Origin of the sequence: Streptomyces sp. NPDC046931 (genome assembly GCF_040644655.1) — a bacterium.
Classification (GTDB): Bacteria; Actinomycetota; Actinomycetes; order Streptomycetales; family Streptomycetaceae; genus Streptomyces.
The window spans coordinates 175,661-199,157 of record NZ_JBEYWX010000003.1; the positions used below are offsets into that span (position 1 = coordinate 175,661).

Below are 23,497 nucleotides of genomic sequence, written 5' to 3' on the forward strand. Positions count from 1 at the left end.
CGTCGGCCTTCCACCCCGCAGTGCAAGGGAGTCCCCATGGCCGCGATCAGTCTCCGCAAAGTCGAGGAGACCGCTCCCGCGCTCGTCGGTCTGTACAAGACCGCCGGGGTGTCCCTGGCCAAGCACGGGCTGGACGGGCAGCGGGCCGCCGTCTACCTGGTGGTGGACTACTCCGGCTCCATGCGGCCGTATTACAAGGACGGCAGCGTACAGGCGCTCGCCGAGCGGGTGCTCGGGCTGTCCGCGCACCTCGACGACGACGGCAGCGTGCCGGTCTTCCTCTTCTCCACGGACGTCGACGCCGTCGCCGACATCTCCCTCGCCGACCATCACGGCCGGATCGACCGGATCGTGGCCGGGCTCGGACACATGGGCAAGACCAGCTACCACCTGGCGATGGACGCCGTCATCGACCACTACCTGGACAGCGGCTCCCGGGACCCCGCCCTCGTCGTCTTCCAGACCGACGGCGGCCCGATCAGCAGACCCGCCGCGGAACGGTATCTGTGCAAGGCGGCCAAGCTGCCCCTGTTCTGGCAGTTCATAGGATTCGGGGACCCGGACAGCAGACAGTTCGACTTCCTGCGCAAGCTCGACGAGCTGCCGGTGCCGCGCACGCGCGTCGTCGACAACGCGGGGTTCTTCCACGCCGGAACGGACCCGCGGCAGGTGTCCGACGCCGAGCTGTACGACCGGCTGGTGGGCGGGTTCCCGCAGTGGCTGGCGGAGGCACGGGCCGAGGGCATCGTGCCGTGACCGCGCGGGCCGCGCCGCTCCTCACCCGTGGGGACGCAAGCCCCTGAGGACGGCGGCCCGGCACTCCGCGGGCGTCCCCCACGCCCCGCGCAGCACACGGGCCTTCGTCAGCCAGAGGGACAGGTCGTACTCGGCGGTGTAGCCGATCGCGCCGTGCAACTGGAGTGCGGTCCTGGCGGTCGCGTACGCCGCCTCGCACGCCGCGACCTTGGCGGCGGCGATGTCCGCCGGAGCCATCGACAGCGCGGCCCCGAAGAGCAGCGGCCGTGCGAACTCCAAGGCGATCGCGGTGTCGGCCAGCCGGTGCTTGACCGCCTGGAACGATCCGACGGGCACCCCGAACTGGATGCGCTGCCCGACGTAGGCGACGGTCCGGTCGAGCAGGGCGAGACCCACGCCCAGAGCCTGCGCGGCCGTGGCCAGGCGCGCCCAGTCGAGAGCGTCCGGGGGGACGGCCGGGCACAGCAGCTCGCCGCCGGGCAGCGGGACGGCGAGCCGGCGGGCGGGATCCAGGGACGGCCGCACCTCGGGACGGCAGCCGGGCGACAGCCACACCTTCCCGTCCGCGAGGAGCAGGACGACATCCGCCGTGTCCCCGTCCAGCGCGTACACCGAGCCCACCGTGGCCATCGCCTTGCCGGAGACCAGCGGCGGCAGCAGCCGCGCGGCATGCTCGGGCGCCCCGGCGAGCAGGGCCGCCGCGAGCACCGTCTCCACCACCGGGCCCGGCACCGCGTGGCGGCCCAGCTCCACGAAGGCCACGGCGAGTTCCACGGGAAGCGGGCCCATCCCCTCGTACGCCTCCGGTACCGCCGGCGCGAAGACGCCGGCCCCGGCGATCCGGGACCACAGCGTCCGCCCGGCCGTGTGCTCGCCCGCACTCCAGGCCCGGGCGACCGACGGGGTGTCGGCGGCGGTCAGCAGGGCGTCCAACGAGCTTGCGAACGCCCGCTGTTCATCGGTGAGCAGAAATCGCATCAGCGTCGGCCCTTCGGCAGTCCGAGCAGACGCTCGGCGATGATGTCGCGCTGGATCTCGTTGGTGCCGGCGTACAGGGGGCCCGCAAGGGAGAACACATACCCCTCGGCCCAGTGGGTGTCCGCCCGCTCGCCCTCCTGGCCCAGGAGATCGAGCGCCGTCTCGTGCAGCGCCAGGTCGTACTCGGACCAGAACACCTTGTTCAGGCTGGCCTCCGGGCCGATCGGCGTGCCGTCCAGGAAGCGGGAGGCGACCGCGTAGGTGAACAACTGGTAGGCGCGGGCGCCGATCAGGGCGTCGGCCACCCGGTCGCCCACCGGCGCCGGACCGCCGTGCGCCTGCCAGAGCGCGAGCAGCCGCTCGGCGGCGGCGAGGAAGCGGCCGGGAGAGCGGAGGGTGAGTCCGCGCTCGTCGGCCGCCGTCGACATGGCGATCCGCCAGCCCCGGCCCGGCTCGCCGATCACGTCCTCGTCGGGCACGAACACATCGTCCAGGAACAGTTCGGCGAAGGCCGGCTTGCCGTCGAGCCGGCCGATCGGACGGACCGTCACCCCGGGAGCGCGCAGGTCGAACATGAGGTAGGTCAGGCCCAGATGGGGTTTCGGGGCGTCCGGATCACTGCGGAACAGACCGAACGCGCGGTCCGCGAAGGCCGCCCGCGACGACCAGGTCTTCTGCCCCCTGAGCAGCCAGCCGCCCCGGGTGCGCACGGCCCTGGACCGCAGCGAGGCCAGGTCGGAGCCGGCATCGGGCTCCGACCACGCCTGCGCCCAGATCACCTCGCCGGTGGCCATCGGCGGCAGCACCCGGGCCCGCTGCTCCTCGGTGCCGTGGGCGAACAGCGTCGGCGCCAGCAGGCTGATGCCGTTCTGGCCGACACGGCCCGGGGCGCCCGCCGCGTAGTACTCCTCCTCGAAGATCAGCCACCGCACCAGACCCGCGTCACGTCCGCCGTACCCGGCCGGCCAGGAAACCACCGACCAGCGGTCCGCGGCGAGTTCCGCCTCCCATGCGCGGTGGGCCGCGAACCCCTCCTCGGTCTCCAGTGAGGGCAGCGGCACCGAAGGCACATGCGCGGCCAGCCAGGATCGGGCCTCGGAGCGGAAGGCCTCGTCGGCGGGGGAATGGGTGAGATCCACGGGCGGCACCCTTCGAAGACGGGCTTCCCTAACAAGTGTTTGGTAGGTTAGCGTGGGCCTATGACAGGCGTCGAGAGTCCGGCGTACGTGCCCGGCCACGGGCTGCTCCAGGGCCGCACCGCCGTCATCACCGCGGCGGCCGGTGCGGGTATCGGGGGCGCGACCGCACGGCGGTTCCTGGAGGAGGGCGCGCGGGTGCTGATCAGCGACGCCCACGCCCGCCGGCTCCAGGAGCACGAGACCGAGCTGGCCCGGGAATTCGCGGGGACCGTGGCGTCGGCCGTCTGCGACGTCACCGACGACGCCCAGGTCAGGGCCCTCTTCGACACGGCCGTCCGGCTGCACGGCCGACTCGACATCGTCGTGAACAACGCCGGCCTCGGCGGCACCGCCACGCTGGCCGACATGACCGACGAGCAGTGGTCGAAGGTGCTCGACGTGACGCTGAACGGCACCTTCCGGTGCACCCGGGCGGCCCTGCGGTCGATGAGGGAGACGGGCGGCGGAGTGATCGTCAACAACGCCTCCGTGCTCGGCTGGCGCGCCCAGGCCGGACAGGCCCACTACGCCGCCGCGAAGGCAGGGGTCATGGCCCTGACCCGCTGTGCCGCCATGGAGGCCGCCGAGTACGGCGTACGGGTCAACGCCGTCTCCCCGAGCCTCGCCCTGCACCCGCATCTGGCGAAGGTGACGACGCCCGGACTGCTGCGGGAACTGACCGCACGCGAGGCCTTCGGGCGGCACGCGGAGCCATGGGAAGTCGCCAACGTGATCGTCTTCCTGGCCTCCGGCTACTCCTCCTACATGACCGGCGAGGTCGTCGCCGTCAGCAGCCGGCACCCCTAGAGCCGTGCGATGGACCAGCGCCCTCGGGACCACAATGGATCCGTGCCGACCAAGAAGAAGCCCCAGGTGACCGCCGCGCCCGCCCGCCGCCGCGAACTCCTCGACACCGCAGCCGAGGTCTTCGCCGAACAGGGCTACAACGCCACCACCGTCCGCACGATCGCGGACCACGCCGGGATGCTCGCGGGCAGCCTCTACTACCACTTCGACTCCAAGGAGTCGATGCTGGAGGAGATCCTGCGCACGTTCCTCGACGAGCTCTGGGACGGCTACGACACCGTCCTGGAGGCCGAACTCGGCCCCCGCGAAACCCTGGAGGCGCTGGTCACCGAGTCCTTCAGGGAGATCGACCGGCACCGCGCGGCCGTCGCGATCTACCAGAAGGAGTCCAGGCAGCTCGCCGCGCAGGAACGGTTCGCGTTTCTCGCCGAGTCGCAGCGCAAGTTCGAGAAGGCGTGGCTGTCCACGCTGGAGCGCGGGGTCGCCGCCCGGGTCTTCCGGTCCGATCTCGACGTCCGGCTCACCTACCGGTTCGTGCGCGACACCGTGTGGGTCGCCGCGTCCTGGTACCGGCCCGGGGGACAGCACAGTCCGGAGGAGATCGCCCGGCAGTACCTGTCGATGGTGCTCGACGGGATCGCCGTGCGCACCTAGTCGTAGACGACCGTCTGTGACATCCGTCCAGCGCGAGGGAGTTGACCATGGCCGAGGCCTATGTCGTCGAAGCGGTCCGCACGCCCGTCGGACGGCGCCGGGGCGGATTGAGCGGCGTCCATCCCGCCGATCTGGGCGCCCATGTGCTGAAGGCCCTGGTGGCGCGTTCCGGGGTGGACCCGGCCGCCGTGGAGGATGTCGTCTTCGGCTGCCTGGACACGGTCGGGCCGCAGGCCGGAGACATCGCCCGCACCTGCTGGCTCGCGGCCGGGCTGCCCGAGGAGGTGCCGGGCGTGACGGTCGACCGGCAGTGCGGATCCTCCCAGCAGGCCGTGCACTTCGCGGCGCAGGCCGTGCTCTCCGGCACCCAGGACCTCGTGGTCGCGGGCGGCGTGCAGAACATGTCGCAGATCCCCATCGCCTTCGCCTCCCGCCAGGCCGCCGAACCGCTGGGACTCACCGAGGGCCCCTTCGCGGGCAGCGAGGGATGGCGGGCCCGCTACGGCGACCGGCCCGTCAACCAGTTCCACGGCGCCGAGCTGATCGCCGCCAAGTGGGGCATCAGCCGCCGTGACCAGGAGGAGTACGCGCTGCGCTCGCACTTCAGGGCGGTCCGCGCGATCGACGAGGGCCGCTTCGACCGGGAGACCGTCGCCCACGGGGATGTCACGGTCGACGAGGGCCCGCGCCGGGGCACCTCGCTGGAGAAGATGGCCGGGCTGAAGCCGGTCCTGGAGGGCGGCACCGTCACCGCCGCCTGCTCCTCGCAGGTCTCCGACGGCGCGGCGGCCCTGCTGCTGGCCTCCGAACGGGCGGTACGGGAACACGGTCTGACCCCGCGCGCCCGGGTCCACCACCTCTCGGTGCGCGGGGAGGACCCGATCCGGATGCTGACGGCACCGATCCCCGCGACCGCGCACGCCCTGAAGAAGACCGGCCTCACGATCGACGACATCGACCTCGTCGAGATCAACGAGGCCTTCGCCCCGGTCGTCCTCGCCTGGCTCAAGGAGACCGGAGCCGACCCGGAGAAGGTCAACGTCAACGGCGGCGCGATCGCCCTCGGCCACCCCCTGGGCGCCACCGGCGCCAGGCTGATGACCACCCTGCTCCACGAGCTGGAGCGCACCGGCGCCCGTTTCGGCCTCCAGACGATGTGCGAGGGCGGAGGCCAGGCCAATGTGACGATCATCGAACGCCTCTGAGCGGACCCGATCGCCGCCCGCCGGGTGCCGGTGCCGACGGACGGCGATCGGCACCGCGCCGGCCCGGACTCGACGACCGCCCCTGCGCCTGCCGGGGGCTCGGCGGTCGCCGTCTGCGTCTGCCGGGGGCTCGACGGCCGCGCGCTGCGTCTGCCGGGGGCTCGGGCCGTCAGGGGCCGGGGCCGTCGAACCGGGCCAGGGTCTTCAGCACCTCCTCCGCCTCCCTCATGATCCGGTCCACCAGTTCCGCGCACGACGGCAGGTCGTCGATCACCCCGGCGACCTGCCCGGCCGCCATCACCCCGAGGTCCGTCCGCCCGTCCACCATCGCGGCCCTCAGCAGCATGGGCGTGTTCGCGGCCAGCAGGACCTGGCTCAAGCTCAGCTGCCTGCCGTGCCTCATGGCGAGACCGTCCCGGACCATCGCCGGCCACGTCAGTCCCGACAGCTTCCGGAAGCCCGCCGCCCGGCGCACCGCGCGCACCAGTGCCCCGGCCCGGCCCGCGCGCTCCAGCGAATCGACGAACGGGGTGCGCAGCATCCGGTGCGGCAGCCCGTCCACGGCCGTCGTCACCGTGACGTCCCGCACCGTCGCCGCCAGATACCGCGCCTTCACCGCGTCCGGAACCGTCGAATCCGAGGTCAGCAGGAACCGCGTGCCCATCGCGATGCCCGCCGCCCCGTACGCCAGCGCCGCGACCAGCCCCCGCCCGTCGCGGAACCCGCCCGCCGCCACCACCGGAATGTCGACCGCGTCCACCACCTGCGGCAGCAGCACGCTCGTCGCCACCTCGCCGGTGTGACCGCCGCCCTCGCCGCCCTGCACGACGACGGCGTCCGCACCCCAGGCGGCCACCTTCTCCGCATGCCGCCGGGCGCCCACCGACGGGATCACGACCACCCCCGCGGCCTTCAGCTCGGCGATCAGCTCACGGGACGGCGCCAGCGCGAAGGACGCGACCCGCACACCCTCCTGGATGATGATCCGCACCCGGTCGCCCGCGTCTTTGGCGTCCGCGCGCAGGTTCACCCCGAACGGTGCGTCCGTGCGCGCCCTCACCTCCCGTATCGCCTCCCGCAACCGGTCGGCCGTCATGGTCGCGGAGGCCAGGACCCCCAGCGCCCCCCCGTTCGCCGCGGCGGAGACCAGACGCGGCCCCGCCACCCAGCCCATCCCCGTCTGGACCACGGGGTGCCGCACACCGACGAGCCGGGTGAGCGCCGTGTCCATCAGCGCCCTCCACCCTCGGCGCCATGATCCGGGACCTCCCGCTCCCGTATCCCCTCCGGATCGATCGCCTCACGGATCAACCGCAGTTCCCGCGGCGTCGGTTCCCGCGTGGCGGGCACCTCGCCCGGCACCGTCAGCTCGAAGCCCGTCGCCGCGCGTACCTCCTCCACGGCCACCCCCGGGTGCAGCGAGACCAGCCGCATCGAGTGGTCCGGGGTGGCGAAGTCGAAGACGCCGAGGTCGGAGACCACCCGCGGGATGTCGTGGAAGCGTGCGGTGGCGGGATGCCGGGCCGCGCGGTCGTACCCCACCCCGCAGACCATGTCGACCCGCTCCACGAACACCCGCCGTGAGTGCCGTGGGATCCAGTAACTGGTCGGGTTGTTGAGGGTGTTGACCGGTGCCCCGCGCACCCCCAGCAGCTGTCGCCGGGGTCTCGCCCAGTCGCCGACGCACGAGATGTTCTGGTTTCCGAAGCGGTCGATCTGGCTGGCGCCCATCATCACGTGCCGTCGGCCGCCGGTGACCAGCGCCAGATGCTGACGGTAGGGCAGCCAGCCCTCCACCGTCCCGTCGACGTCCACGAGCATCGCCTCGCCGTCGGTGAGCAGCAGATCCGGCGAGAAGGTGCGCCGGGCGAGCCGCGCCCCGACCGAGGGGATGATCCCCATGGGACTCGCGAGGATCTCGCCCGCGCCGCGCCAGGCCTCGGCGCAGGCGATCACGCAGTACTCGGCGCGGGTGACTCCGCTCATGACCGCTCCCGGTGCCAGGCCCGTACGGCCGACTGGTAGGCGTGTTCGTCTCCGGTGAGGAACCGTTCGGCGAATTCGGGCCACGCCGTGGTCGCGTAGTGCCGCTGGAAGGACTCGTCCCGTTCGTGGTCCGGCGCACAGGACGTGAAGTGCGCCCCGTTCGGAGCCTCGACGACACCGGTCACGGTGTGGCGTTTGATCAGCAGGGTCCCCGGCGCGGCCTCCTTCGTCAGCTCCGCCGTGTCCACGATCCGCTCGCACGAGACGTAGGCCGCGTCGGCCGCCTCGCAGAACAGGTCGTCGAAGTACGGGTCCGGGCCCAGATACCGGCCGTTGCCCCGCCGGTCGGCACGGTTGACATGGACCAGTACCGCGTCCATCCGCAGCGCCGGCATGGCGACGAACTCCTCCGGGACACCCGGCTCCCGCGCATCGGCGCCCGCGCCCGCGACCGTGCCCGTGCGGATCACCTCCCCGGCGGCCCGCCCCGCCCGCCCGGGCTCGGCGGCCGGCTCGGCCGGCTGCCCACCGCAGAACGTCCACCCCTCCCCGTACGGCGAAGTGACGGTCCGCAGGCCGGGGTTGACCCGCAACACGTCCGATCCCACGCCCGCCCGCACCGGCAGGAACGGCAGCCGGTTCGCCGCCGCGCGCAGTCCCCACATCAGCATCGCCTCATCGATCTCCACCAGCTCCAGCGCGCCGCCCTCACGCGCAGCGCGGTAGTGCGGCTCCAGCGGAATCGAGTCCAGGGTCGCGAACGCGGCGACCAGTCTGCGGATCCGTCCCGCGGCCGCGAGCATGCCGACGTCCGGGCCGCCGTAGGAGACGACCGTGAGGTCGGTGATCCGGGAGCGGAGCAGCGCCCGCACCAGGGCCATCGGCTTGCGGCGCGAGCCCCAGCCGCCGATGCCGAGGGTCATGCCGCTCTCCAGCCGGGAGACCACCTCGTCCGCGGTCATCGTCTTGTCCCTCATCTATGTGTTCCCCTCGCCGAAGGTGTCCCGGACCCGGTCGGCGACGCCGCTGGTCTGTGCCTCGAAGGTGAAGCCCTGCTCGAAGCGGTAGCTGCGGCGCACATCGACCGGGTCGATGCCGTTGATGGCGGCCTTGGCGAGCCGCAGCAGTTCGCCGTCCTTGGCGGCGATCTCACGGGCCAGTTCCAGCGCGGCGCCCCGCAGGCCGTCCCGTGGCACGACCCGCCACACCGAACCGTGCGCTCGAAGCTCGGCCGCCGTCGCCGTGCGCGAGGTGTAGTACAGGGTGCGCATCAGATGCGGCGGCACCAGCCGGGCCAGATGCGTGGCCGCGCCCAGTGCGCCGCGCTCCAGCTCCGGCAGCCCGAAGACGGCGTCCTCGCTCGCCACGATCGCGTCCGCATTGCCGGCGAGCCCTATCCCGCCGCCCAGGCAGAACCCCTGCACCGCCGCCACGACCGGCACCTCGCACTCGTAGACCGCCGCGAACGCCTCGAAGCAACCGCGATTGGCCCCGATCAGCCCGCGGCCCCCCTTCGCGCGTATCTCCTTGATGTCCACACCCGCGTTGAAACCGCGTCCCTCCGCGGCCAGCACGACACAGCGGACCTGTGGGTCGCGGCCCGCCGACCGCACCGCGTCGGCCAGACAGAACCAGCCGGTCACCGGGAGCGCGTTGACCGGTGGGAAGTCGACCGTGACGACGGCGACCCCTTTTTCCGGGCACGAGGTGGAGACACCCATGGGCACATCAGCTACCTTTCCACCAAACGTTTGTTAGGTGTGCTTCGAAGCTAGCAGCCATCCCATTCCACCGGGAGGCCCTGTGGACAACTCCAGCGGCACGACCGCCCCGAGCCTGCGCGGCCAGGTCGCCGTCGTCACCGGCGGCACCCGCGGCGTCGGCGCGGGCATCGCCCGGGCGTTCGTCGCGGCCGGCGCCGATGTGCTGGTGTGCGCCCGCCGGCCACCCGAAACGCCCCTGCCGGGTACCGAGTTCGTCCGGCTGGACGTCCGCGACCCGGCCGCCGTACGGGACTGCCTGGACGCGCTGCCCCGCCTCGACGTCCTGGTCAACAACGCGGGCGGCGCCCCCTACCGGCTCCTCGCCGACGTGGGCCCCGAGCGGCACGCCCGGGTCGTCGAACTCAACCTCCTCGCCCCGCTGACGGTCTCGCTCGCCGCGTACGCCCACCTCAGGCGCGCCCGGGGAGCGATCGTCATGATCGGCAGCGTGAGCGGCAGCCGCCCTTCGCCGGGCACCGCCGCGTACGGCGCAGCCAAAGCCGGCCTGGAGAGCCTGGCGCGCTCCATGGCCGTGGAGTGGGCGCCGGAGGTGCGGGTCAACACGCTCGTCGTCGGCATGGTCCGCACCGAGCTGTCCCACCTTCACTACGGCGACGAGGACGGTATCGCGGCCGTCTCCCGCACCGTCCCGCTCGGCCGGCTCGCCGAGCCGTACGACATCGGCGAGGCCGCCGTCTTCCTCGCCTCGGACGCCGCCGCGTACATCACCGGCGCCAGCCTGCTCGTCCACGGGGGAGGGGAACGGCCGGCGTTCCTCGACGCGGCGACGGCCGACAAGGGCACCCGCTACGGCATCGCAGAGAGCCGGGAGACAAGCCGAGAAGGCAGCCGGAACACAGGAGGGGGTACGACGTGACCGGTATCGCGGACGGCCGTGTGGTGATCGTCACCGGGGCGGGCCGTGGGCTGGGCCGCGCGCATGCCCTCGCGTTCGCCGCCGAGGGCGCGAGGGTCGTCGTCAACGACCTCGGGGTCGGCCTCGACGGCGCGCCCGGTGCCGGAAGCCCGGCCGGGCGGGTCGTCGAGGAGATCCGAGCCGCGGGCGGCGAGGCGGTCGCGCACGGCGGCGACATCGCGACCGGAGCCGGCGCGGCGTCCGTGGTGGCGACCGCCCTGGAGACGTACGGACGCCTCGACACGCTCGTCAACAACGCCGGGTTCCTGCGGGACCGGATGCTGGTCAACCTCGACGAGGAGAGCTGGGACGCCGTACTTCGGGTTCATCTCAAGGGGCACTTCCTGGTGCTCAAACACGCGGCGGCGCACTGGCGGGCCGAGTCGAAGGCGGGACGCGTCCCGTGTGCCCGGGTCGTGAACACCGCCAGCGGCGCGGGACTGCTGGGCTCGCTCGGGCAGGCGAACTACAGCGCCGCGAAGGCCGGGATCGTCGCGCTGACCCTGGTCGCGGCGGCGGAACTGGCCCGCTACGGCGTGCAGGTCAACGCCCTCGCCCCCGCCGCGCGCACCAGGATGACCGAGCGCACGTTCGCCGAGACGATGGCCGCGCCCGCCTCGGGCTTCGACACGATGGCTCCCGAGAACGTCTCCCCCCTGGTCGTCTGGCTAGGCTGCGCCGCGAGCGCCGGCGTCACGGGACGTGTCTTCGAGGCCGAGGGCGGGCGGATCACCGTGATGGAGGGATGGCGGCGGGGTCCGACCGCCGAGGAGAGGGCGCGCCGGACACCGGCCGAGGCCGGCGAAACGGCCCGGAAGCTGCTGGCACGGGCCGAGTCGCCGCAAGCGGTGTACGGGGCGGAGCCATGAGGGCCGTTCCATGACGGTTGCCTCGGCGGGCGACTCCGCTCGCGGTCAGGGCACCACCGTTCCCTCCGCGATGCTCGGCATCCCCTCGCCCGACGCGTTCCAGCTGCACATGTACACCTGGTAGTGGTGGCCGGGGGTCAGGCCGGTGAACTGCGACGGGTCGGGCTGCGCCGGTGGCGGGTCGGCGGCGTTCTCGACCAGCGGCGGCGGCTCCGGCGGGTGCGCCGCGTTCTGCTTCTCGGCCCCGGTCAGCGGACCGACGAAACGGGCCTGCCAGTTCTGGTCCCGGGCCCACTCCCACAGCCGGTACCGCAAAGTGCTGTCGCCCTCGTACCCGTTGCTGATCGAGTCGCCGACGACCATCACGTTGCACGTCTTGCCGTCCGCCGCGCCGCACTGCTCGGTGGAGGTGGAGACGTCCGTCGTCCCGAGCCCCGTCTCGAAGTTGCAGACGTCGTTGTACGGCTCCGGCCGCCCCGGCGACGCACTTGCCCTTGATCACCCACGCCTGGCCGGAGGTCTGCCGGGCGTATTCGGCCGAGGCGAACCGCCAGATCTCCTTGGCGTTGTCGGGAGTGTCGAACGGCGGCATCTTGAGCCCGGCCTCGTTGAGGCGCATCTCCAGCGTCTTCTGGCCGCGCTGTCTCGCGTACTTCTCGGTCAGCGGTTTGACGCTGTCGGCCTCGCTCTCGCAGGAGCCGATCCGCCCGGTCCAGAAGAGGTTGCTGCCCGGCGCGCTCACCAGAGGGGCCCGCACCTGGTCCTGCGTGGGGATGCCGTCGGCGCACGCGTGCGGGGCCAGAGCGTTCTGCCCGAGAGCGAGCAGGGCGCCGACCACCATGAGCGTCAGCCATCTTCGCCATTCCGGTCGAGGGCGGCCGTCGTGCCGCCCGGATAACGCGCGTGTGGCCCGGCCCGGCGCGCCTGTGAACGCGTCTTCGGTGTTGGACGCCGTCAAGGAGACTCCTCGGTGGGGTGACCGCGAGGGTGGAGATCAGTGCCGCATTGACACCCCGTCAAGGCCTAGCGCCCGGCGATGGCAGAGGGGTTGCCGGGGAGTAAGACGTCGGCCGGGGCACCAGCACCGTCAGGTCTTGCGCAGACGGTCTGCCGGGCCGGGCCCGCTACCCCGTGAGCGAACCGGGATCCCGCTCCAGCAGGGCCACTATCGCGCGATGCCCCGTCTGCCGGTCGTTGCCCGCCGCCGGCAGACCGTCGCGCAGGAGCGCCACCTCCACGGTCACCGTGCCGGGCTCGTCCTCCCGGCGGCTCGTGGCGTACGCGTGCCCCGGCCCGTACGCCGCCTCCAGGCCCGCACGCAGTTCCTCCTCGACGTCCACCGCCAGCCAGCGCCGGGCCTCGGCCAGGGCCTCCCGGCGGGCCCGCGCCCCGTGCGCCAGCAGCGCCCGCACACAGCCGGGCGAGCCGCGGCGGGCGGCCGCCACCAGCGGGGGCTCGCCGCCGGGACCGGGCAGATCGGGGTCCGCTCCCGCCGCCAACAGCACTCGCAGGACCTCCACGTGTCCGCGTTGCACCGCCCACGTCAGGGCACGGAATCCGTACTCCTCCCGCAGATCCGGTGCGGCCCCGGCCGCCAGCAGCGCCCGTACGACCTCGGTGTGGCCCCCGCAGGCGGCGCCGCACAGTGGCGCGTCGGAGCCGGAGCTGAGACGGTCCGGGTCGGCGCCCGCCGCCAGCAGCAGCCGTACGATGCCGGGCGCGTCGCTCACCGCCGCCAGGTACAGGGCGGTCTGGCCCTCGGCGTCCACCGAGTCGGGATCGGCGCCCGAGCGCAGCGCCCGCAGGGCCGCGTTCTCGTCCCCTTCGTACACCGCCGCGAACAGCCTTGGCGGCTCGTGCATGTTCATGCCTCGACCCTCGCTCGCCGAGGGGGCCGAGGGCAAAGGCATATCGGGTGTTCTGTGCCACCCTTCGCCGCCTTCGCTGACCTCCCCGTCGCAGCCGCGCCGGCCGGACCTCAGGTGTCGCACTCCAGTACGGTCCGGCACAGCCCGCAGCGGGCCCGCACCCGCCCCCGCACGGGCACCCTGATCCGCTGGTGGCAGGTCGGGCAGGAGAAGCAGACCCCGAGCGGGCCGCGGCCGGCCGAGGTGAAGGAGTAGGGCGCGCCCGGATGCGAGCCGGGCTCGGAGTGGTCCTGGGCGTGCCGGCGGTCCCTGGCGTAGCGGCGGCGGCCCGCCCAGCCGGCCGCCGTCAACGGTGGCTGCTGCTCGTCGCGGCGGGCCTGGGCCAGGCCCCTGGTATATGCCGTGTACGCCTGCGGGCTGGTGAACCAGATCGCGGGTTCCTCGCCGAACAGCAGCGCCCGCTTGGCGAGGACATAGCCGAACTCCTCCGGGGTGAGATAGCCGAGCTTCTGCGACGAGGCGCTGTCCTCGCGGTAGGCGTCGAGGAGCAGCCAGCCCGCGCCCAGGTAGGTCGCCGCCGTGTCGGTGAGGATCTCGTTGTCCCGCGTGCCGGGGAAGGACAGGCCGAGGCGGTGCAGATACACATGCATCACCTCGTGCGCCAGGGCCGCCCCGATGTCCCGGCGGTGAGTGCGGAACCGGTCGTTCAGCTCTACGAAGTACTCGGGTCCGGCGGCGAGTTCGACGTTCGCCGCGTGGATCATCTCGCGGAAGCCGACGATGATCCGGGCGTCCGGCAGCCGGTAGTGGCGCACCATCTCGCGGGCCACGCGCAGCGCGCCCAGGTGCAGGTCGTCCTGGTCGCAGAACGCCACGTCGGCCGGGAGCACGCTGGTCGCGAAGGTGCGGATGGTGTCGTACGACAGCCGCTTGTACAGCGCGGTGATGGCCGCCCGCACCGTGTCCAGATGTGGATAGCCGTGCTCGACCGGTCCGCCGTTCGCCACGTCCGCACCCCCTGAAGACGCCGGCTCTGCCTCCACTGTATGCGCGCTTCCTGCCGGCCGTGTGCACGCTTCCTCCCGCGGTGGGGCGTGCCCGGGCGCCCGGTTGTCGCACCGTGCGCCGTCTGGCCGGAAACCGGTTCTTGTCGGCAGCGTCCGATTCTCCCAATAATCCGTAAAGGCTTGGCGGGAGCATGACATACATGATATTCGCGTGCCGCCGCCGGGCGATCAACCCCCCACGAAAGGAAGCACGGTGAAGCTTCTGAAGAACACCGGCGGCCTCAAGAGAGCCCTCGCGGCCCTCACGGTCGCGCTCGCCGCCCTCTCGCTCCAACCCCTGTCGGCGCAGGCGGCTCCCCGGCCCGTCGTCGGCGGGACCCCTGCCGCGCAGGGAGAGTTCCCGTTCATGGTGCGGCTCTCCATGGGCTGCGGCGGGGCCCTCTACACCGAGAACATCGTCCTGACCGCCGCGCACTGCGTCAGCGGATCCGGCACCAACACCTCCATCACCGCCACCGCCGGCGTCGTGGACCTGCGCAGCAGCAGCGCGATCAAGGTGAAGTCGACCAAGGTGCTCCAGGCCCCGGGCTACAACGGCAAGGGCAGGGACTGGGCGCTGATCAAGCTCGCCCGGGCCGTCGACCTGCCCACGCTGCCGATCGCGAACAGCAGCGCGTACAACAACGGCGACTTCTCCATCGTCGGCTGGGGCGCGGCGCGCGAGGGCGGCGGCCAGCAGCGCTATCTGCTCAAGGCCCAGGTCCCCTTCGTCGACGACGCCACCTGTCAGCGTGCCTACGGCAACGACCTGGTGCCCGGCGAGGAGATCTGCGCAGGGTTCCCGCAGGGCGGCGTCGACACCTGCCAGGGCGACTCCGGCGGGCCCATGTTCCGCAGGGACACCACGGGCGCGTACGTCCAGGTCGGCATCGTCAGCTGGGGCGAGGGCTGCGCACGGGCCGGCTACCCCGGCGTCTACACCGAGGTCTCGACGTTCGCGGCGGACATAGCCCGCGCCGCCGCCGGCCTCTAGCGAGACCCTGGGAACGTACCCCCCCCTGACGGGTACGGGGCGCCCGCGGCCCCTCCGGCCGCGGGCGCTCTCCCGTGGACCCGCACTTCACCGGCCGCGGGCACCCTCCAGCCGACCGCCCGATATCGGAGACGATCCGCAGTCCGGACAGAAGTGGGAGGGCGCCCGCACGCCCCGTAGGGTGGTCGCTCATGACCACCCGCAACACCGCCGACGGCGATGTCGACCCGGCCGTCCGCGCCGAACTCGCCCGGCTTCGCGACAGCATCGACAACATCGACGCCGCCGTCGTCCATATGCTCGCCGAACGCTTCAAGTGCACCCAGCGGGTCGGCCATCTGAAGGCCGCACATCATCTGCCGCCCGCCGACCCGGCCCGCGAGGCCGCCCAGATCGCCCGCCTCCGCCGGCTCGCCGAGAGCGCCAAGCTCGACCCCGCCTTCGCGGAGAAGCTGCTCAACTTCATCATCGCTGAAGTGATTAGGCACCATGAGCGGATCGCCGATGGGGGTTTGACCAGCAGCGGAGACGAAGGATCTTGACGTGCCCCCGGCGGAACCTGATCGTTTAGGAGATATTTGGGGGACCAGACCCCCAGACACTCTCCCACCCCAGGTTCCGCATCGCCCGCTCGTACCGCCGCTGAAAGGCGTCGAGCCGGTACTGCCGCATCACCGGAGTCGGATGCTGGTACGTGCCCTTAATCCCAGGGTACTTGTGCCCGGACTGCTCGTGCGCCAATACCGGATTCACGTCGTCCTCCGCCTGCCACGTGTCGTGCGTGTGCCGCAGAGCCCGCATCGTCAACCCCGGCATGATCGGATCCCATCCTTCCTTCAGCGCGGTCCCGCGCGCCTTCGGCCGCGCATCCCGGCCGTCAGCCGCGGGCCGGATGATGCGGAACCACTCCGAGCGCCACCACCACTTGCCCGTCGGCGTGCAGAACACCCACTCAAACGGCCACGCCTTCAGGTGCTCCTCAAGCGCCTCGGCGAGGAACGGCGGCAAGTCGATGTCCCGGGCCGACGTCTCATTCTTCGGAGGCTCCAGGCCACGGAAGATGCGACGCCTGCCCTCCTCGTCGCGCTTGTAGTACTCGGCCAGCGCACCCGCCTCCTTGTCGACACGCAGCACCGGGCACGTGAAGATGCCGCCGTCGTGCCGCTGGCGGCGCTCAAGTAGCGCGTTGTCCCGGTGCAAGCCGACCAGTTCCTCCCACCGCAGCCCGGTGAACGCCGTCGTCAGCACGTGCAGCCCGTAGGCCGGGCCGAGCCGGCGCGCCAGCTGCAGCACCACCTCCGGCTCGGCGACCTGGTCCTCGACCGGCTTCTTCTTCACGACGTCCGCAGGCAGGCCGGTGATACGGCGGCCGGCAAGCGGATTGGCGGTGATGTGCCGGGCATCGACGGCGCCGTTGACGATGCGGCTCATCAACTGCACGCAGTCCCGCACCGTGCTGCGGGCCACGGTCAGGGCCAGCTCGCGCGCCCACGCCTCGACGTCGAACCAGTTCAGCGCGTTCAACGGCGTGTCCTTCCACTTGGGAAGGATGTGCGCCTCGAGGCGCTCCCACCGGTTCATCGTCGTCCGGCCGCGCGGCTTCTGCGCCGCCATCCACTCCTTCACGAAGGAGCCGAACTTCTTGCGCGACAGTTCAGGGTCGACCCAGCGGCCCTCACGGATCGCCGCCTCCTGTGCGTCGCCCCACTCCTCGGCGAGCCTGCGGGTGGGGAAGCCCGGCTCGCTTCCCCACGTCCCGTCGGGCTTCTTGTAGCGGGCCCGCCACGTGTACTTGGTGGTCTTCTTCCCGTTCTTGACCTTGAAGACCTTCTCGGCGTGCGCCACGGTGCCCCCTTGCGTTCAGCTACTCGACGTCATTGTCGTCGTGGTAGCCCTCGGGTACACGCTGCCAGTACGGCGACCGTTCGGTGTCGAGACGGCCGAGATAGTCCGCGGCGCGCTGGCTGATCAGGTCCGGGTGCACCTTGTAGGTGATCGAGTCGACGCGGTCTTCCACGCCGATCGCCCACCGGTCCGGCAAGTCGCGGACACGCAGCCACAGTACGGGAATCATCGGGCCCACAGACCCGGGCGGGCGCGGCGCCCACCACTGCGCCTGATCCGTCAGGAGCTGGGACAGATGCTTGGGTCCGTCCTCGTGGATGTCCGACTCGTGCAGCCGGAACAGGCAACCACTGCCGTCCTCGAGATCGATGATCTCCGGCTCTATGTAGTCACCCTTGACGCGCTCAACGTGCATAACCCACATGTGCACTTCCCCGGTCCGAGCGGTGCCCCCCCCCTCGGTGACGGTCCGTCGATCGAAGCACACTTTTGAGTCACAGTCGACCTGTTGAGGCCGAAACAATGTCAGGAGTCCTGCGGGGTGTCTGTTTCGCCAGGGATTGCCTGAAGGTGACGTCGAGTCCTGCGCCACTGCTGCCACAGCTTGTCCAGGTCGTCGTCGCTGAGATCCTCCGCCCCCTTCAGGACGACGATGATCCGCGTGTCCTCGTCCTCGGTACCGAGGTGCACCACGGTGCTGTCGAGTGTCTTGCCGGAGCGCAGCTCGAGGTCGATGGCCGGCGGCAGATCGGATTTGCGGTCGGAGGCCTGCGCCGAAACCGGGCGCGTGGCCGGTTCTGGCTCTCGGCCTTCAAGGATTCGAGCCGGGGAGTCCTCGGTCCAGCCGACGAGGCGAGCGTAGGCGCGCATGGTCGCGGTGACCTTGGTGAACGGGCTGCCGTTGGCTTGCCGGCCTCGCTCGATCGCCTGGATCGGGGTGCGGGTGACGGACAGGCGTTCCGCGACCTCGACCTGCGTGAGGTCGGCCGCTTGACGTGCTTCGGCGAAGGCTTTGCCCAGCCGCTCCCAGTCTCGCTCTGGCTCCATGTCTCCACATCATGCACTACTGCCATGCAACCACCTAGCCGGGATCCAGCCTTTTGACCTGCGGCAAGGCTCTCAAACGGAGCGTTTGGGTTGCATGGGGGCGCACGACGTTTACAGCAGGTAAGCCCCATCTCACGCGGGCGAGCTCTCCTAAATAGCTACGAAGGCTCTCCGAAGGCTTGCGTAAGGCATCCGATACGGCTAGTTTCTGAGGCGTGAGACCGCATGCCAGCGCTATCCGCTACAGACGGGAGGCTCTCGATATGAGCCTACGAACGCTCTCCGCCAGAACAGGCATCCATAGGGGCCATCTCTCCCGAGTCGAACGAGGACTCGCCGGTCTGGGCGACGAGAACATCCGGAAGGTCGCGGACGCGCTGGGTGTCACTCCCGCCGACATCACTCACGAGGAGAAGCCGTGACCGCCGTGACCGCCCCCAGGGCCACGAAGAACCCCGCCAAGCACCAGGCCGGCGACGACACCCCCACGTCCCGCAAGCCCCCGACCTGGGACCAGATCCGCGAGGACGTCCCCGCGCCCGGAACACCCGAGGGCGCCTACTTCCACTACACGCCGGCCGAGGCCGCCGAGTGGCTCCCGTTCGGGGTGCACAAGCTCCGCAAGATGGCCTTCGCCCGCGAGATCCCCTACGTCGACAACGGGAACCGTGTCTGGTTCTCCGGCATGAACATCCGGGCGATCTCCGAGCAGTTCACGGTCCAGCCGTTCAAGAAGGCCGCCGCCTGAACTGCCACCGCAGTCGCCGCCTGACGGCTGAAGCCCCAACCGCCGGTTTCTGGCGAGTCACCGGCAGCCGGGGCCCCGCGGCCCGAAAGCCGCGCGATCCACCCACACCATCCGAAGAGAAGGGCAGACCGTGCCTACATCATCCCAGACTCCTGCCGAGCAGCACCTGTGGGAAAGCGACCACCCGTACTACTGCACCGAGGGCAACTACTTCGTTCCAGGCACCCGATGGGACGAGGTCCACGCCGAGTACGACTCGTGGACCGAGTTCTACGCCGCGTGGGGCAACAGCGACGAGGACATGAACCTCGTCTTCCGCTGGGACTGGAAGCGCGACAGCGGCGAGTACCTGGAAGAGGGCGAGGAGCCCGAGCCGGACAAGCTGCACGTCTACTGGGTCCTCCAGCGCAAGGCGATCCTCCGCTCCACCGTCTGCGTCGTCACCGAGGCCGACGAGCCCGCCGTCCGCGCTTGGCTGGTCGAGCGCGCGAAGACCATCGCCGCCATCTGGGCGCCCATCGTCCTTTCCACCGAGGACGGTGCCCGATGAGCGCCCCGACCCCGGACTACCCGCTGGACGAGTTCGACCGGATCACCGCGACCGTCCCGATGCTGTCCGCGTTCCGCGTCCTGTGGAACTGGGCGGAGGAACTGCTGAAGAAGGAGCACCCGCACGGCTTCGAGCCTGCGGAGATCGGCCGGACCGCGTTCGACTGCCTCCCCGAGGAGGAGCGCGAGCAGGCGATGGACGAGCTGTTCTACGCCTACTGGGAGCGGACCGTCGACGCCCGCGAGGCCCGCGCCCGCGCTGAGGCTGCCGGGGGTGCCGCATGAGCGCCAAGCCCCTGACCGACGAGCGGCTCGCGGAGATCCGGAGCCTGCTGCGCTACGAGTCGTCGATCTCGTTCCACTCGGCCCGCGCGAAGGAGTCGATGCTCCTGCTGCTCGCCGAGGTACACCGCCTCCGCGCCGAGCTCGCCCACGCCGTCCCGCACGCCCGCGAGCTGGCGCTGAAGGACGCGGCCCGCTGGATGTGCGAGGAGTCGCCCGAGGCGGCGTTCGACCGGATCCACGAAGCCGCGCAGGACGCCCAACGTGACGCCAACGCGGCGCTCGACAAGGCGGTGGCGCGATGACCCGCCCGATCTCCGACCTGGACGTGCCGCTCGCCGTGGTCGAGGCGCAGACCGCCGCCGTGGCGACCCTGCACGACGCTGCCGCGCACACCCACTCCCCGTCTGACCGGCTCGCCTACGCCCTCGACGAATGGTTCGTCACGCACGACGTGCCGCTGTCGACCGAAGCCGACTACCCCAACTGGCGCCCCGGAGGTGCCGCGTGATCCATACCACCGTCTCCGAGTTCCTGCCCGTCCGCCCGCGGAAGGCGTCCGCCTCGCGTCGCCGCCGGCACCACACCCGGCTGCCGTACCGGCTGCACCGCATCATCCCCGACGCGGCCACGGTCCTCCTCACCCCGGTCTGGTCGGACGCGAAGGGCCCGATGGAGCGCGTCTTCGTCATCGTCTGCCGCGACACCGACGGCCAGCAGATCCGCCTCCCGCGCGGAGCCTCCCGCGACATCGCCGCCCTCATCCAGGGCGCGTTCCCCAGCGCCGACTGGGACCGCACCCAGACCTGGCGGGCCGACACCAACGAGCTGACCACGTGGCGGCAGGGGAGGACGGCGTGACCGCGTTCCTGAGGGCCTTCGTCTTCTGCAGCAGCTGCGGCGAGCCGTTCGATAACGGCACCGTGCCCAGCGCGAGCACCGTCCGCGAGGCCCGTCGCGAAGCCAAGCGCATGGGCTGGGTCCACAAGCGCGACGGCCGCGACCTCTGCGAGGACTGCCAGGACGCCGAGGCCGTCTCGTGACCGCCTTCGCCGCCTACAAGACCGCCCGGATCCTCGCCGCCCACGGCCTCGACTCGGACACGGCCACCACCTCCGACATCGACGCCGCCGCCGACCACGCCGGCAGCCCCCGGCCCGCCAACGCACACGACCGGCACGCCGTGCGTATCGCCCTCGACGCCATCGGAGACGCCCGATGACCATCACCGACCCGACCACCGCACCGGCCACCACAGTCGCCGACTGGGAACTCGCCGAACGCGTCAGCCGCCACATGCAAACCCACTTCCCCGAGACCACGGCAGCCGCCTCCTGGACCGTCGCACGCGACGAACGCGACAACACCGCCGTCGTCGTCGGCCCCGGAGACGACCCGACCATGCCGGGCGGCTCCTACGGCATCCACGCCTGGCGCTGGCTGTGCTCCCTCCGAGACGCCGGGTTCACCGCCGAACCGCGCACCGACATGGAAGTGTTCGGCCGCCCCGACGAACAGTCCCCCGACGGGCGAGCCCGCTGGATGCACATCACCGACTGGAGCGAGGCAGCCATCGTCCCCGAGCGCAGCATCGTCGAACTCGTCGACGAGCTGTGCCAGAAGATCGGCATGCGGCCCCAGCATTACGTGGAGCTCGATCCGACCGCACACCCGCCGGTGCAGGCCGTGTTCGGGGCGGTCGTCCACGCCGAAACGGCCTGCTTCACCTACCACCCCGACGGCGAATGCGGCGGAATGACCGTGACCGTCTACCAGGACGAGACCGGTCACAAGGTCGCGCGCGGCAAGGTGCCCGCCTGGCTGTGGGAGATCGGCGAAGCCCACCGCGAGCACGCCGGCTACGTCGGGGCCTGGTGCCACCTCCGCGACATGGCCGGAGGCGACCGATGACCAGCACCATCACCGTCACCGCCATCGACATCGCCGATGTCCTCGACAAGGCCCGCGCCCACATCGTCCGGTACGGCTTCTACAGGAAGTACCTGTACAACGCCAACCAGGCCGCGAAGGGCATGCCGCTCAACCAGTGCGAGGTCGACCTCGACGGCGCGATCTGCGTCGCCGTACACGGCACCCCGCTCCACCTCGGCCGCGACCCCCTCACCCAGGCCGCCGCGGACGCCATCCTCGCCCGCATCACCGCCCCGTCGCTCGTCAACTGGTGCAGCCGGAAAGGCAACGGCAAGCAGCAAGCCATCGCCCTCCTCCGGGACGCCGCAGACCGGCAGCGCAGGAGGACGGCATGAGCATCGCCGACTACCTGCCCCGCATCGGCCTCTTCGACCGGACGGCACCCAGGCACCGCGCCATAGACGAGGTGGGACGACTCCGGCACCAGCTGGCCGGGGCGGAGATCTACATGGCCGGGCAGCGCATCCAGATCGAAGACGCCGAGCAGGAACGCGACGACGCGATCGAGCGCCGGGACATCGCCGAGAAGGCGCTCGCCCAGGCCGAGGCCGTCATCCGGCTCCGCGACCAGACCATCGCCCAACTCGAACGACGCCTCGACATCGCCTGCCGGGCGAACGCCGCCGCCGACCTCACGCAGGAACTCGACACCAGCAGCCTCCGCGACAACTACGCCGCCGGAGTCCTCACCCTCCAGCAGGCGCACTGCATCGGGCCCGTCACCGACCCCGGCCGCACCCAGTAGCCCGCCGGGCCGCGCGGATGGCGAAGGCCGCAGGCCCGGCGACACCACCACAACCGAAGACCGCCGCGTCGAGCCCCGCGCTCCGCGGCACCCCGGCCGCCGGCCCGCGGCCACCCCCAACCCGGGCCGGCGGTCACCCATCAGCACACCCGAAAGCAGGACCCATGAGCCCCATCCACCACTTCGGCCGCTGGCAGATCGAGCTGTACCAGCGCGCCATCCACATCACCCGACAACCCGACCCGCACTGCCCCGACTGCCGGGGCGACCTCGGCGGCTGGATCCCACACGGCGCCGACATCACCTGGGGCGAATGCGCCTGCCTCAACCAACTCCGCACCTGGCGCCTGCCCCTCTGGCCCCGCCGCACCATCCGAGAGGAGTACCCGTTCTGATGAGCCCGCTCGCCTGCCGCCAGTGCGGCAACACCGACGGGCCGTTCCTCCCGGACGGACGCTGCGAAGACTGCGCGGACGGTGCCGAATGACCGATCCCCGCCACGCCTACGCCACCGACCGCGGTCGCTACTACCGCGACCCGGCCGGTGGACCGGACCTCGTCTCCGTGACGAATGTCCTGTCCGCTGGCGTCGCGAAGTTCGCGCTCGTGCCGTGGGCCGTCAAACTCACCGCCGAGCACTGCGTCGACAACCGCCTCGAGGTCGCCCGCCGCGCCCTCAAGGACCGCGAGCAGCTCCTGAAGGACATCAAGGCCGTCCACGTAGCGGCCCGCGACAAGGCCGCAGACCTCGGCACCCGCATCCACAACCGCGCCGAGAAGATGGCCCTCCTCGCCCCGTTCGAGCCGGACGCCGAAGTCGACCCCTACGCCCGCCAGCTCACCCTGTTCTGGGAGCGCTGGGACGTCGACCTCGAGCAGGACATCATCGCCGCCGAGATCACGTTCGCGCACCGGCGCCTCGGCTACGCAGGCACCGGCGACGTGATGATCCTGCTGCGCACCGGCTGGCGCCGCATCCGCGGTCGCCGCGCCAAGCAGCTATGGCTGCTCGACTACAAGACCAGCGCCAAACGCCCGGCCTCCTCGGTCTACCCCGAGAACGCCATGCAACTGGCCGCCCTCCGGTTCGCGGAGTGCGTGTGGCTGCCGGACGACACCGACGGCCAGGTCCCCGCCATCCAGCGCACCGCCGTCCTCAACCTCCGCCAGCGCTCCCACGCCCTCGTACCGATGCCCGGCAACCGGCGCGCCTTCCGCGCCTTCCGCGGCGCGCTGGAGACCACCAAGTGGCTTCACGCCGCCCCGACCACCTACCCCGCGCTCCTGCCGCCCCCGGCCGAAGCGCAGCCGACCCGAAAGGCAGCCTGA

General features: G+C 71.5%; 34 protein-coding genes. 22 read left to right on the forward strand and 12 right to left on the reverse strand.

The window, feature by feature from the left end:
- Positions 1-36 precede the first annotated feature (36 nt).
- On the forward strand, positions 37-756 hold the full coding sequence (locus tag ABZ876_RS07970; protein WP_361776043.1) for a VWA domain-containing protein: 720 nt from the start codon (positions 37-39) through the stop codon (positions 754-756).
- Positions 757-777: 21 nt separating this feature from the next.
- Here the strand turns inward: ABZ876_RS07970 and ABZ876_RS07975 are convergent, their stop codons facing one another.
- Together ABZ876_RS07975 and ABZ876_RS07980 are read right to left on the reverse strand one after the other, a co-directional pair.
- On the reverse strand, positions 778-1,734 hold the full coding sequence (locus ABZ876_RS07975; protein WP_361776046.1) for an acyl-CoA dehydrogenase family protein: 957 nt from the start codon (positions 1,732-1,734) through the stop codon (positions 778-780).
- The gene (locus ABZ876_RS07980) at positions 1,734-2,873 is read right to left on the reverse strand and encodes an acyl-CoA dehydrogenase family protein (RefSeq protein WP_361776049.1); all 1,140 of its coding nucleotides are present in this window, start codon (positions 2,871-2,873) and stop codon (positions 1,734-1,736) included. Before ABZ876_RS07980 ends, ABZ876_RS07975 begins: the two co-directional genes overlap by 1 nt.
- 60 nt (positions 2,874-2,933) lie before the next feature.
- On the opposite strand from ABZ876_RS07980, the gene ABZ876_RS07985 reads away from it, so the two are divergent.
- From ABZ876_RS07985 to ABZ876_RS07995, 3 genes are read left to right on the forward strand one after another with little or no spacing between them, the layout of a single operon-like run.
- Positions 2,934-3,719 (forward strand): SDR family oxidoreductase, encoded by a 786-nt coding sequence (locus ABZ876_RS07985; RefSeq protein WP_361776052.1) that lies wholly within the window; start codon positions 2,934-2,936, stop codon positions 3,717-3,719.
- Between the two features lie 42 nt (positions 3,720-3,761).
- Positions 3,762-4,373, forward strand: a complete 612-nt coding sequence (locus tag ABZ876_RS07990; RefSeq protein ID WP_361776055.1) for a TetR/AcrR family transcriptional regulator — start codon at positions 3,762-3,764, stop codon at positions 4,371-4,373.
- Positions 4,374-4,420: 47 nt separating this feature from the next.
- Positions 4,421-5,578, forward strand: coding sequence for an acetyl-CoA C-acetyltransferase (locus tag ABZ876_RS07995; protein WP_361776058.1), 1,158 nt, complete (start codon positions 4,421-4,423; stop codon positions 5,576-5,578).
- Between the two features lie 169 nt (positions 5,579-5,747).
- Here ABZ876_RS07995 and ABZ876_RS08000 read toward each other — a convergent pair whose 3' ends face one another.
- From ABZ876_RS08000 to ABZ876_RS08015, 4 genes are read right to left on the reverse strand one after another with little or no spacing between them, the layout of a single operon-like run.
- Positions 5,748-6,809 carry a nitronate monooxygenase gene (locus ABZ876_RS08000; protein WP_361776061.1) on the reverse strand — a complete coding sequence of 354 codons (1,062 nt, stop codon included), beginning with the start codon at positions 6,807-6,809 and terminating at the stop codon, positions 5,748-5,750.
- On the reverse strand, positions 6,809-7,564 hold the full coding sequence (locus ABZ876_RS08005) for a CoA-transferase (RefSeq protein ID WP_361776064.1): 756 nt from the start codon (positions 7,562-7,564) through the stop codon (positions 6,809-6,811). Before ABZ876_RS08005 ends, ABZ876_RS08000 begins: the two co-directional genes overlap by 1 nt.
- Positions 7,561-8,541, reverse strand: coding sequence for a CoA-transferase (locus ABZ876_RS08010; RefSeq protein ID WP_361776067.1), 981 nt, complete (start codon positions 8,539-8,541; stop codon positions 7,561-7,563). Before ABZ876_RS08010 ends, ABZ876_RS08005 begins: the two co-directional genes overlap by 4 nt.
- Positions 8,542-9,285: an enoyl-CoA hydratase family protein gene (locus ABZ876_RS08015; protein ID WP_361776070.1), complete on the reverse strand. Its 744-nt coding sequence runs from the start codon at positions 9,283-9,285 to the stop codon at positions 8,542-8,544.
- Positions 9,286-9,367: 82 nt separating this feature from the next.
- On the opposite strand from ABZ876_RS08015, the gene ABZ876_RS08020 reads away from it, so the two are divergent.
- Both ABZ876_RS08020 and ABZ876_RS08025 read left to right on the forward strand, forming a co-directional pair.
- Positions 9,368-10,204: an SDR family oxidoreductase gene (locus ABZ876_RS08020; protein ID WP_361776073.1), complete on the forward strand. Its 837-nt coding sequence runs from the start codon at positions 9,368-9,370 to the stop codon at positions 10,202-10,204.
- Positions 10,201-11,112: an SDR family oxidoreductase gene (locus tag ABZ876_RS08025; protein WP_361776076.1), complete on the forward strand. Its 912-nt coding sequence runs from the start codon at positions 10,201-10,203 to the stop codon at positions 11,110-11,112. The genes ABZ876_RS08020 and ABZ876_RS08025 overlap by 4 nt, the downstream gene beginning before the upstream one ends.
- Positions 11,113-11,157: 45 nt before the next feature.
- Here ABZ876_RS08025 and ABZ876_RS08030 read toward each other — a convergent pair whose 3' ends face one another.
- The 3 genes from ABZ876_RS08030 to ABZ876_RS08040 all read right to left on the reverse strand — a co-directional run bounded on the left by ABZ876_RS08030 (position 11,158) and on the right by ABZ876_RS08040 (position 13,987).
- Positions 11,158-11,478: a hypothetical protein gene (locus tag ABZ876_RS08030; RefSeq protein ID WP_361776079.1), complete on the reverse strand. Its 321-nt coding sequence runs from the start codon at positions 11,476-11,478 to the stop codon at positions 11,158-11,160.
- A 758-nt stretch (positions 11,479-12,236) separates the two neighbouring features.
- On the reverse strand, positions 12,237-12,980 hold the full coding sequence (locus tag ABZ876_RS08035; RefSeq protein ID WP_361776082.1) for an ankyrin repeat domain-containing protein: 744 nt from the start codon (positions 12,978-12,980) through the stop codon (positions 12,237-12,239).
- Positions 12,981-13,090: 110 nt separating this feature from the next.
- Complete coding sequence (locus tag ABZ876_RS08040; RefSeq protein ID WP_361776085.1) at positions 13,091-13,987, reverse strand: hypothetical protein; 897 nt, start codon at positions 13,985-13,987, stop codon at positions 13,091-13,093.
- 262 nt (positions 13,988-14,249) lie between these two features.
- Between ABZ876_RS08040 and ABZ876_RS08045 the strand changes: the two genes are divergently transcribed.
- Entirely contained in the window at positions 14,250-15,020 is a 771-nt protein-coding gene (locus ABZ876_RS08045; RefSeq protein ID WP_361776995.1) for a serine protease, read from the forward strand.
- Between the two features lie 191 nt (positions 15,021-15,211).
- Positions 15,212-15,562 (forward strand): chorismate mutase, encoded by a 351-nt coding sequence (locus ABZ876_RS08050; protein WP_361776088.1) that lies wholly within the window; start codon positions 15,212-15,214, stop codon positions 15,560-15,562.
- Positions 15,563-15,587: 25 nt separating this feature from the next.
- Here the strand turns inward: ABZ876_RS08050 and ABZ876_RS08055 are convergent, their stop codons facing one another.
- The 3 genes from ABZ876_RS08055 to ABZ876_RS08065 form a co-directional block, all read right to left on the reverse strand.
- Positions 15,588-16,865 (reverse strand): hypothetical protein, encoded by a 1,278-nt coding sequence (locus ABZ876_RS08055; RefSeq protein WP_361776091.1) that lies wholly within the window; start codon positions 16,863-16,865, stop codon positions 15,588-15,590.
- A gap of 19 nt (positions 16,866-16,884) precedes the next feature.
- Positions 16,885-17,280: a hypothetical protein gene (locus ABZ876_RS08060; protein ID WP_361776094.1), complete on the reverse strand. Its 396-nt coding sequence runs from the start codon at positions 17,278-17,280 to the stop codon at positions 16,885-16,887.
- A gap of 110 nt (positions 17,281-17,390) precedes the next feature.
- On the reverse strand, positions 17,391-17,912 hold the full coding sequence (locus ABZ876_RS08065; RefSeq protein ID WP_361776097.1) for a helix-turn-helix transcriptional regulator: 522 nt from the start codon (positions 17,910-17,912) through the stop codon (positions 17,391-17,393).
- A 215-nt stretch (positions 17,913-18,127) separates the two neighbouring features.
- Between ABZ876_RS08065 and ABZ876_RS08070 the strand changes: the two genes are divergently transcribed.
- The 14 genes from ABZ876_RS08070 (at position 18,128) to ABZ876_RS08135 (ending at position 23,497) form a co-directional block, all read left to right on the forward strand.
- Positions 18,128-18,334 carry a helix-turn-helix transcriptional regulator gene (locus ABZ876_RS08070; RefSeq protein ID WP_361776100.1) on the forward strand — a complete coding sequence of 69 codons (207 nt, stop codon included), beginning with the start codon at positions 18,128-18,130 and terminating at the stop codon, positions 18,332-18,334.
- Positions 18,331-18,660 (forward strand): hypothetical protein, encoded by a 330-nt coding sequence (locus ABZ876_RS08075; protein WP_361776103.1) that lies wholly within the window; start codon positions 18,331-18,333, stop codon positions 18,658-18,660. The genes ABZ876_RS08070 and ABZ876_RS08075 overlap by 4 nt, the downstream gene beginning before the upstream one ends.
- Before the next feature lie 130 nt (positions 18,661-18,790).
- On the forward strand, positions 18,791-19,210 hold the full coding sequence (locus tag ABZ876_RS08080; protein WP_361776106.1) for a hypothetical protein: 420 nt from the start codon (positions 18,791-18,793) through the stop codon (positions 19,208-19,210).
- Positions 19,207-19,494, forward strand: a complete 288-nt coding sequence (locus ABZ876_RS08085; protein ID WP_361776109.1) for a hypothetical protein — start codon at positions 19,207-19,209, stop codon at positions 19,492-19,494. The genes ABZ876_RS08080 and ABZ876_RS08085 overlap by 4 nt, the downstream gene beginning before the upstream one ends.
- Positions 19,491-19,796: a hypothetical protein gene (locus tag ABZ876_RS08090; protein ID WP_361776112.1), complete on the forward strand. Its 306-nt coding sequence runs from the start codon at positions 19,491-19,493 to the stop codon at positions 19,794-19,796. Before ABZ876_RS08085 ends, ABZ876_RS08090 begins: the two co-directional genes overlap by 4 nt.
- A complete protein-coding gene (locus tag ABZ876_RS08095) occupies positions 19,793-20,002 on the forward strand; it encodes a hypothetical protein (protein WP_361776115.1) in 210 nt (69 codons plus the stop codon). The genes ABZ876_RS08090 and ABZ876_RS08095 overlap by 4 nt, the downstream gene beginning before the upstream one ends.
- Positions 19,999-20,352, forward strand: a complete 354-nt coding sequence (locus ABZ876_RS08100; RefSeq protein ID WP_361776118.1) for a hypothetical protein — start codon at positions 19,999-20,001, stop codon at positions 20,350-20,352. The genes ABZ876_RS08095 and ABZ876_RS08100 overlap by 4 nt, the downstream gene beginning before the upstream one ends.
- Positions 20,349-20,534 (forward strand): hypothetical protein, encoded by a 186-nt coding sequence (locus ABZ876_RS08105; RefSeq protein ID WP_361776121.1) that lies wholly within the window; start codon positions 20,349-20,351, stop codon positions 20,532-20,534. The genes ABZ876_RS08100 and ABZ876_RS08105 overlap by 4 nt, the downstream gene beginning before the upstream one ends.
- Positions 20,531-20,713 (forward strand): hypothetical protein, encoded by a 183-nt coding sequence (locus ABZ876_RS08110; protein WP_361776124.1) that lies wholly within the window; start codon positions 20,531-20,533, stop codon positions 20,711-20,713. Before ABZ876_RS08105 ends, ABZ876_RS08110 begins: the two co-directional genes overlap by 4 nt.
- On the forward strand, positions 20,710-21,402 hold the full coding sequence (locus ABZ876_RS08115) for a hypothetical protein (RefSeq protein WP_361776127.1): 693 nt from the start codon (positions 20,710-20,712) through the stop codon (positions 21,400-21,402). Before ABZ876_RS08110 ends, ABZ876_RS08115 begins: the two co-directional genes overlap by 4 nt.
- Positions 21,399-21,758, forward strand: coding sequence for a hypothetical protein (locus tag ABZ876_RS08120; RefSeq protein WP_361776130.1), 360 nt, complete (start codon positions 21,399-21,401; stop codon positions 21,756-21,758). The genes ABZ876_RS08115 and ABZ876_RS08120 overlap by 4 nt, the downstream gene beginning before the upstream one ends.
- A complete protein-coding gene (locus tag ABZ876_RS08125) occupies positions 21,755-22,168 on the forward strand; it encodes a hypothetical protein (protein WP_361776133.1) in 414 nt (137 codons plus the stop codon). Before ABZ876_RS08120 ends, ABZ876_RS08125 begins: the two co-directional genes overlap by 4 nt.
- 164 nt (positions 22,169-22,332) lie before the next feature.
- Positions 22,333-22,563: a hypothetical protein gene (locus ABZ876_RS08130; RefSeq protein ID WP_361776136.1), complete on the forward strand. Its 231-nt coding sequence runs from the start codon at positions 22,333-22,335 to the stop codon at positions 22,561-22,563.
- An 88-nt stretch (positions 22,564-22,651) separates the two neighbouring features.
- The gene (locus ABZ876_RS08135) at positions 22,652-23,497 is read left to right on the forward strand and encodes a hypothetical protein (RefSeq protein WP_361776139.1); all 846 of its coding nucleotides are present in this window, start codon (positions 22,652-22,654) and stop codon (positions 23,495-23,497) included.

Coding starts and splice junctions, on each gene's coding strand:
- ABZ876_RS07970 (WP_361776043.1), top strand. CDS start 37: ATGGCCGCGATCAGTCTCCGCAAAGTCGAGGAGACCGCTCCCGCGCTC.
- ABZ876_RS07975 (WP_361776046.1), bottom strand. CDS start 1,734: ATGCGATTTCTGCTCACCGATGAACAGCGGGCGTTCGCAAGCTCGTTG.
- ABZ876_RS07985 (WP_361776052.1), top strand. CDS start 2,934: ATGACAGGCGTCGAGAGTCCGGCGTACGTGCCCGGCCACGGGCTGCTC.
- ABZ876_RS07995 (WP_361776058.1), top strand. CDS start 4,421: ATGGCCGAGGCCTATGTCGTCGAAGCGGTCCGCACGCCCGTCGGACGG.
- ABZ876_RS08000 (WP_361776061.1), bottom strand. CDS start 6,809: ATGGACACGGCGCTCACCCGGCTCGTCGGTGTGCGGCACCCCGTGGTC.
- ABZ876_RS08005 (WP_361776064.1), bottom strand. CDS start 7,564: ATGAGCGGAGTCACCCGCGCCGAGTACTGCGTGATCGCCTGCGCCGAG.
- ABZ876_RS08010 (WP_361776067.1), bottom strand. CDS start 8,541: ATGAGGGACAAGACGATGACCGCGGACGAGGTGGTCTCCCGGCTGGAG.
- ABZ876_RS08015 (WP_361776070.1), bottom strand. CDS start 9,285: ATGGGTGTCTCCACCTCGTGCCCGGAAAAAGGGGTCGCCGTCGTCACG.
- ABZ876_RS08035 (WP_361776082.1), bottom strand. CDS start 12,980: ATGAACATGCACGAGCCGCCAAGGCTGTTCGCGGCGGTGTACGAAGGG.
- ABZ876_RS08050 (WP_361776088.1), top strand. CDS start 15,212: ATGACCACCCGCAACACCGCCGACGGCGATGTCGACCCGGCCGTCCGC.
- ABZ876_RS08060 (WP_361776094.1), bottom strand. CDS start 17,280: ATGCACGTTGAGCGCGTCAAGGGTGACTACATAGAGCCGGAGATCATC.
- ABZ876_RS08065 (WP_361776097.1), bottom strand. CDS start 17,912: ATGGAGCCAGAGCGAGACTGGGAGCGGCTGGGCAAAGCCTTCGCCGAA.
- ABZ876_RS08085 (WP_361776109.1), top strand. CDS start 19,207: ATGAGCGCCCCGACCCCGGACTACCCGCTGGACGAGTTCGACCGGATC.
- ABZ876_RS08090 (WP_361776112.1), top strand. CDS start 19,491: ATGAGCGCCAAGCCCCTGACCGACGAGCGGCTCGCGGAGATCCGGAGC.
- ABZ876_RS08095 (WP_361776115.1), top strand. CDS start 19,793: ATGACCCGCCCGATCTCCGACCTGGACGTGCCGCTCGCCGTGGTCGAG.
- ABZ876_RS08115 (WP_361776127.1), top strand. CDS start 20,710: ATGACCATCACCGACCCGACCACCGCACCGGCCACCACAGTCGCCGAC.
- ABZ876_RS08120 (WP_361776130.1), top strand. CDS start 21,399: ATGACCAGCACCATCACCGTCACCGCCATCGACATCGCCGATGTCCTC.
- ABZ876_RS08125 (WP_361776133.1), top strand. CDS start 21,755: ATGAGCATCGCCGACTACCTGCCCCGCATCGGCCTCTTCGACCGGACG.
- ABZ876_RS08130 (WP_361776136.1), top strand. CDS start 22,333: ATGAGCCCCATCCACCACTTCGGCCGCTGGCAGATCGAGCTGTACCAG.
- ABZ876_RS08135 (WP_361776139.1), top strand. CDS start 22,652: ATGACCGATCCCCGCCACGCCTACGCCACCGACCGCGGTCGCTACTAC.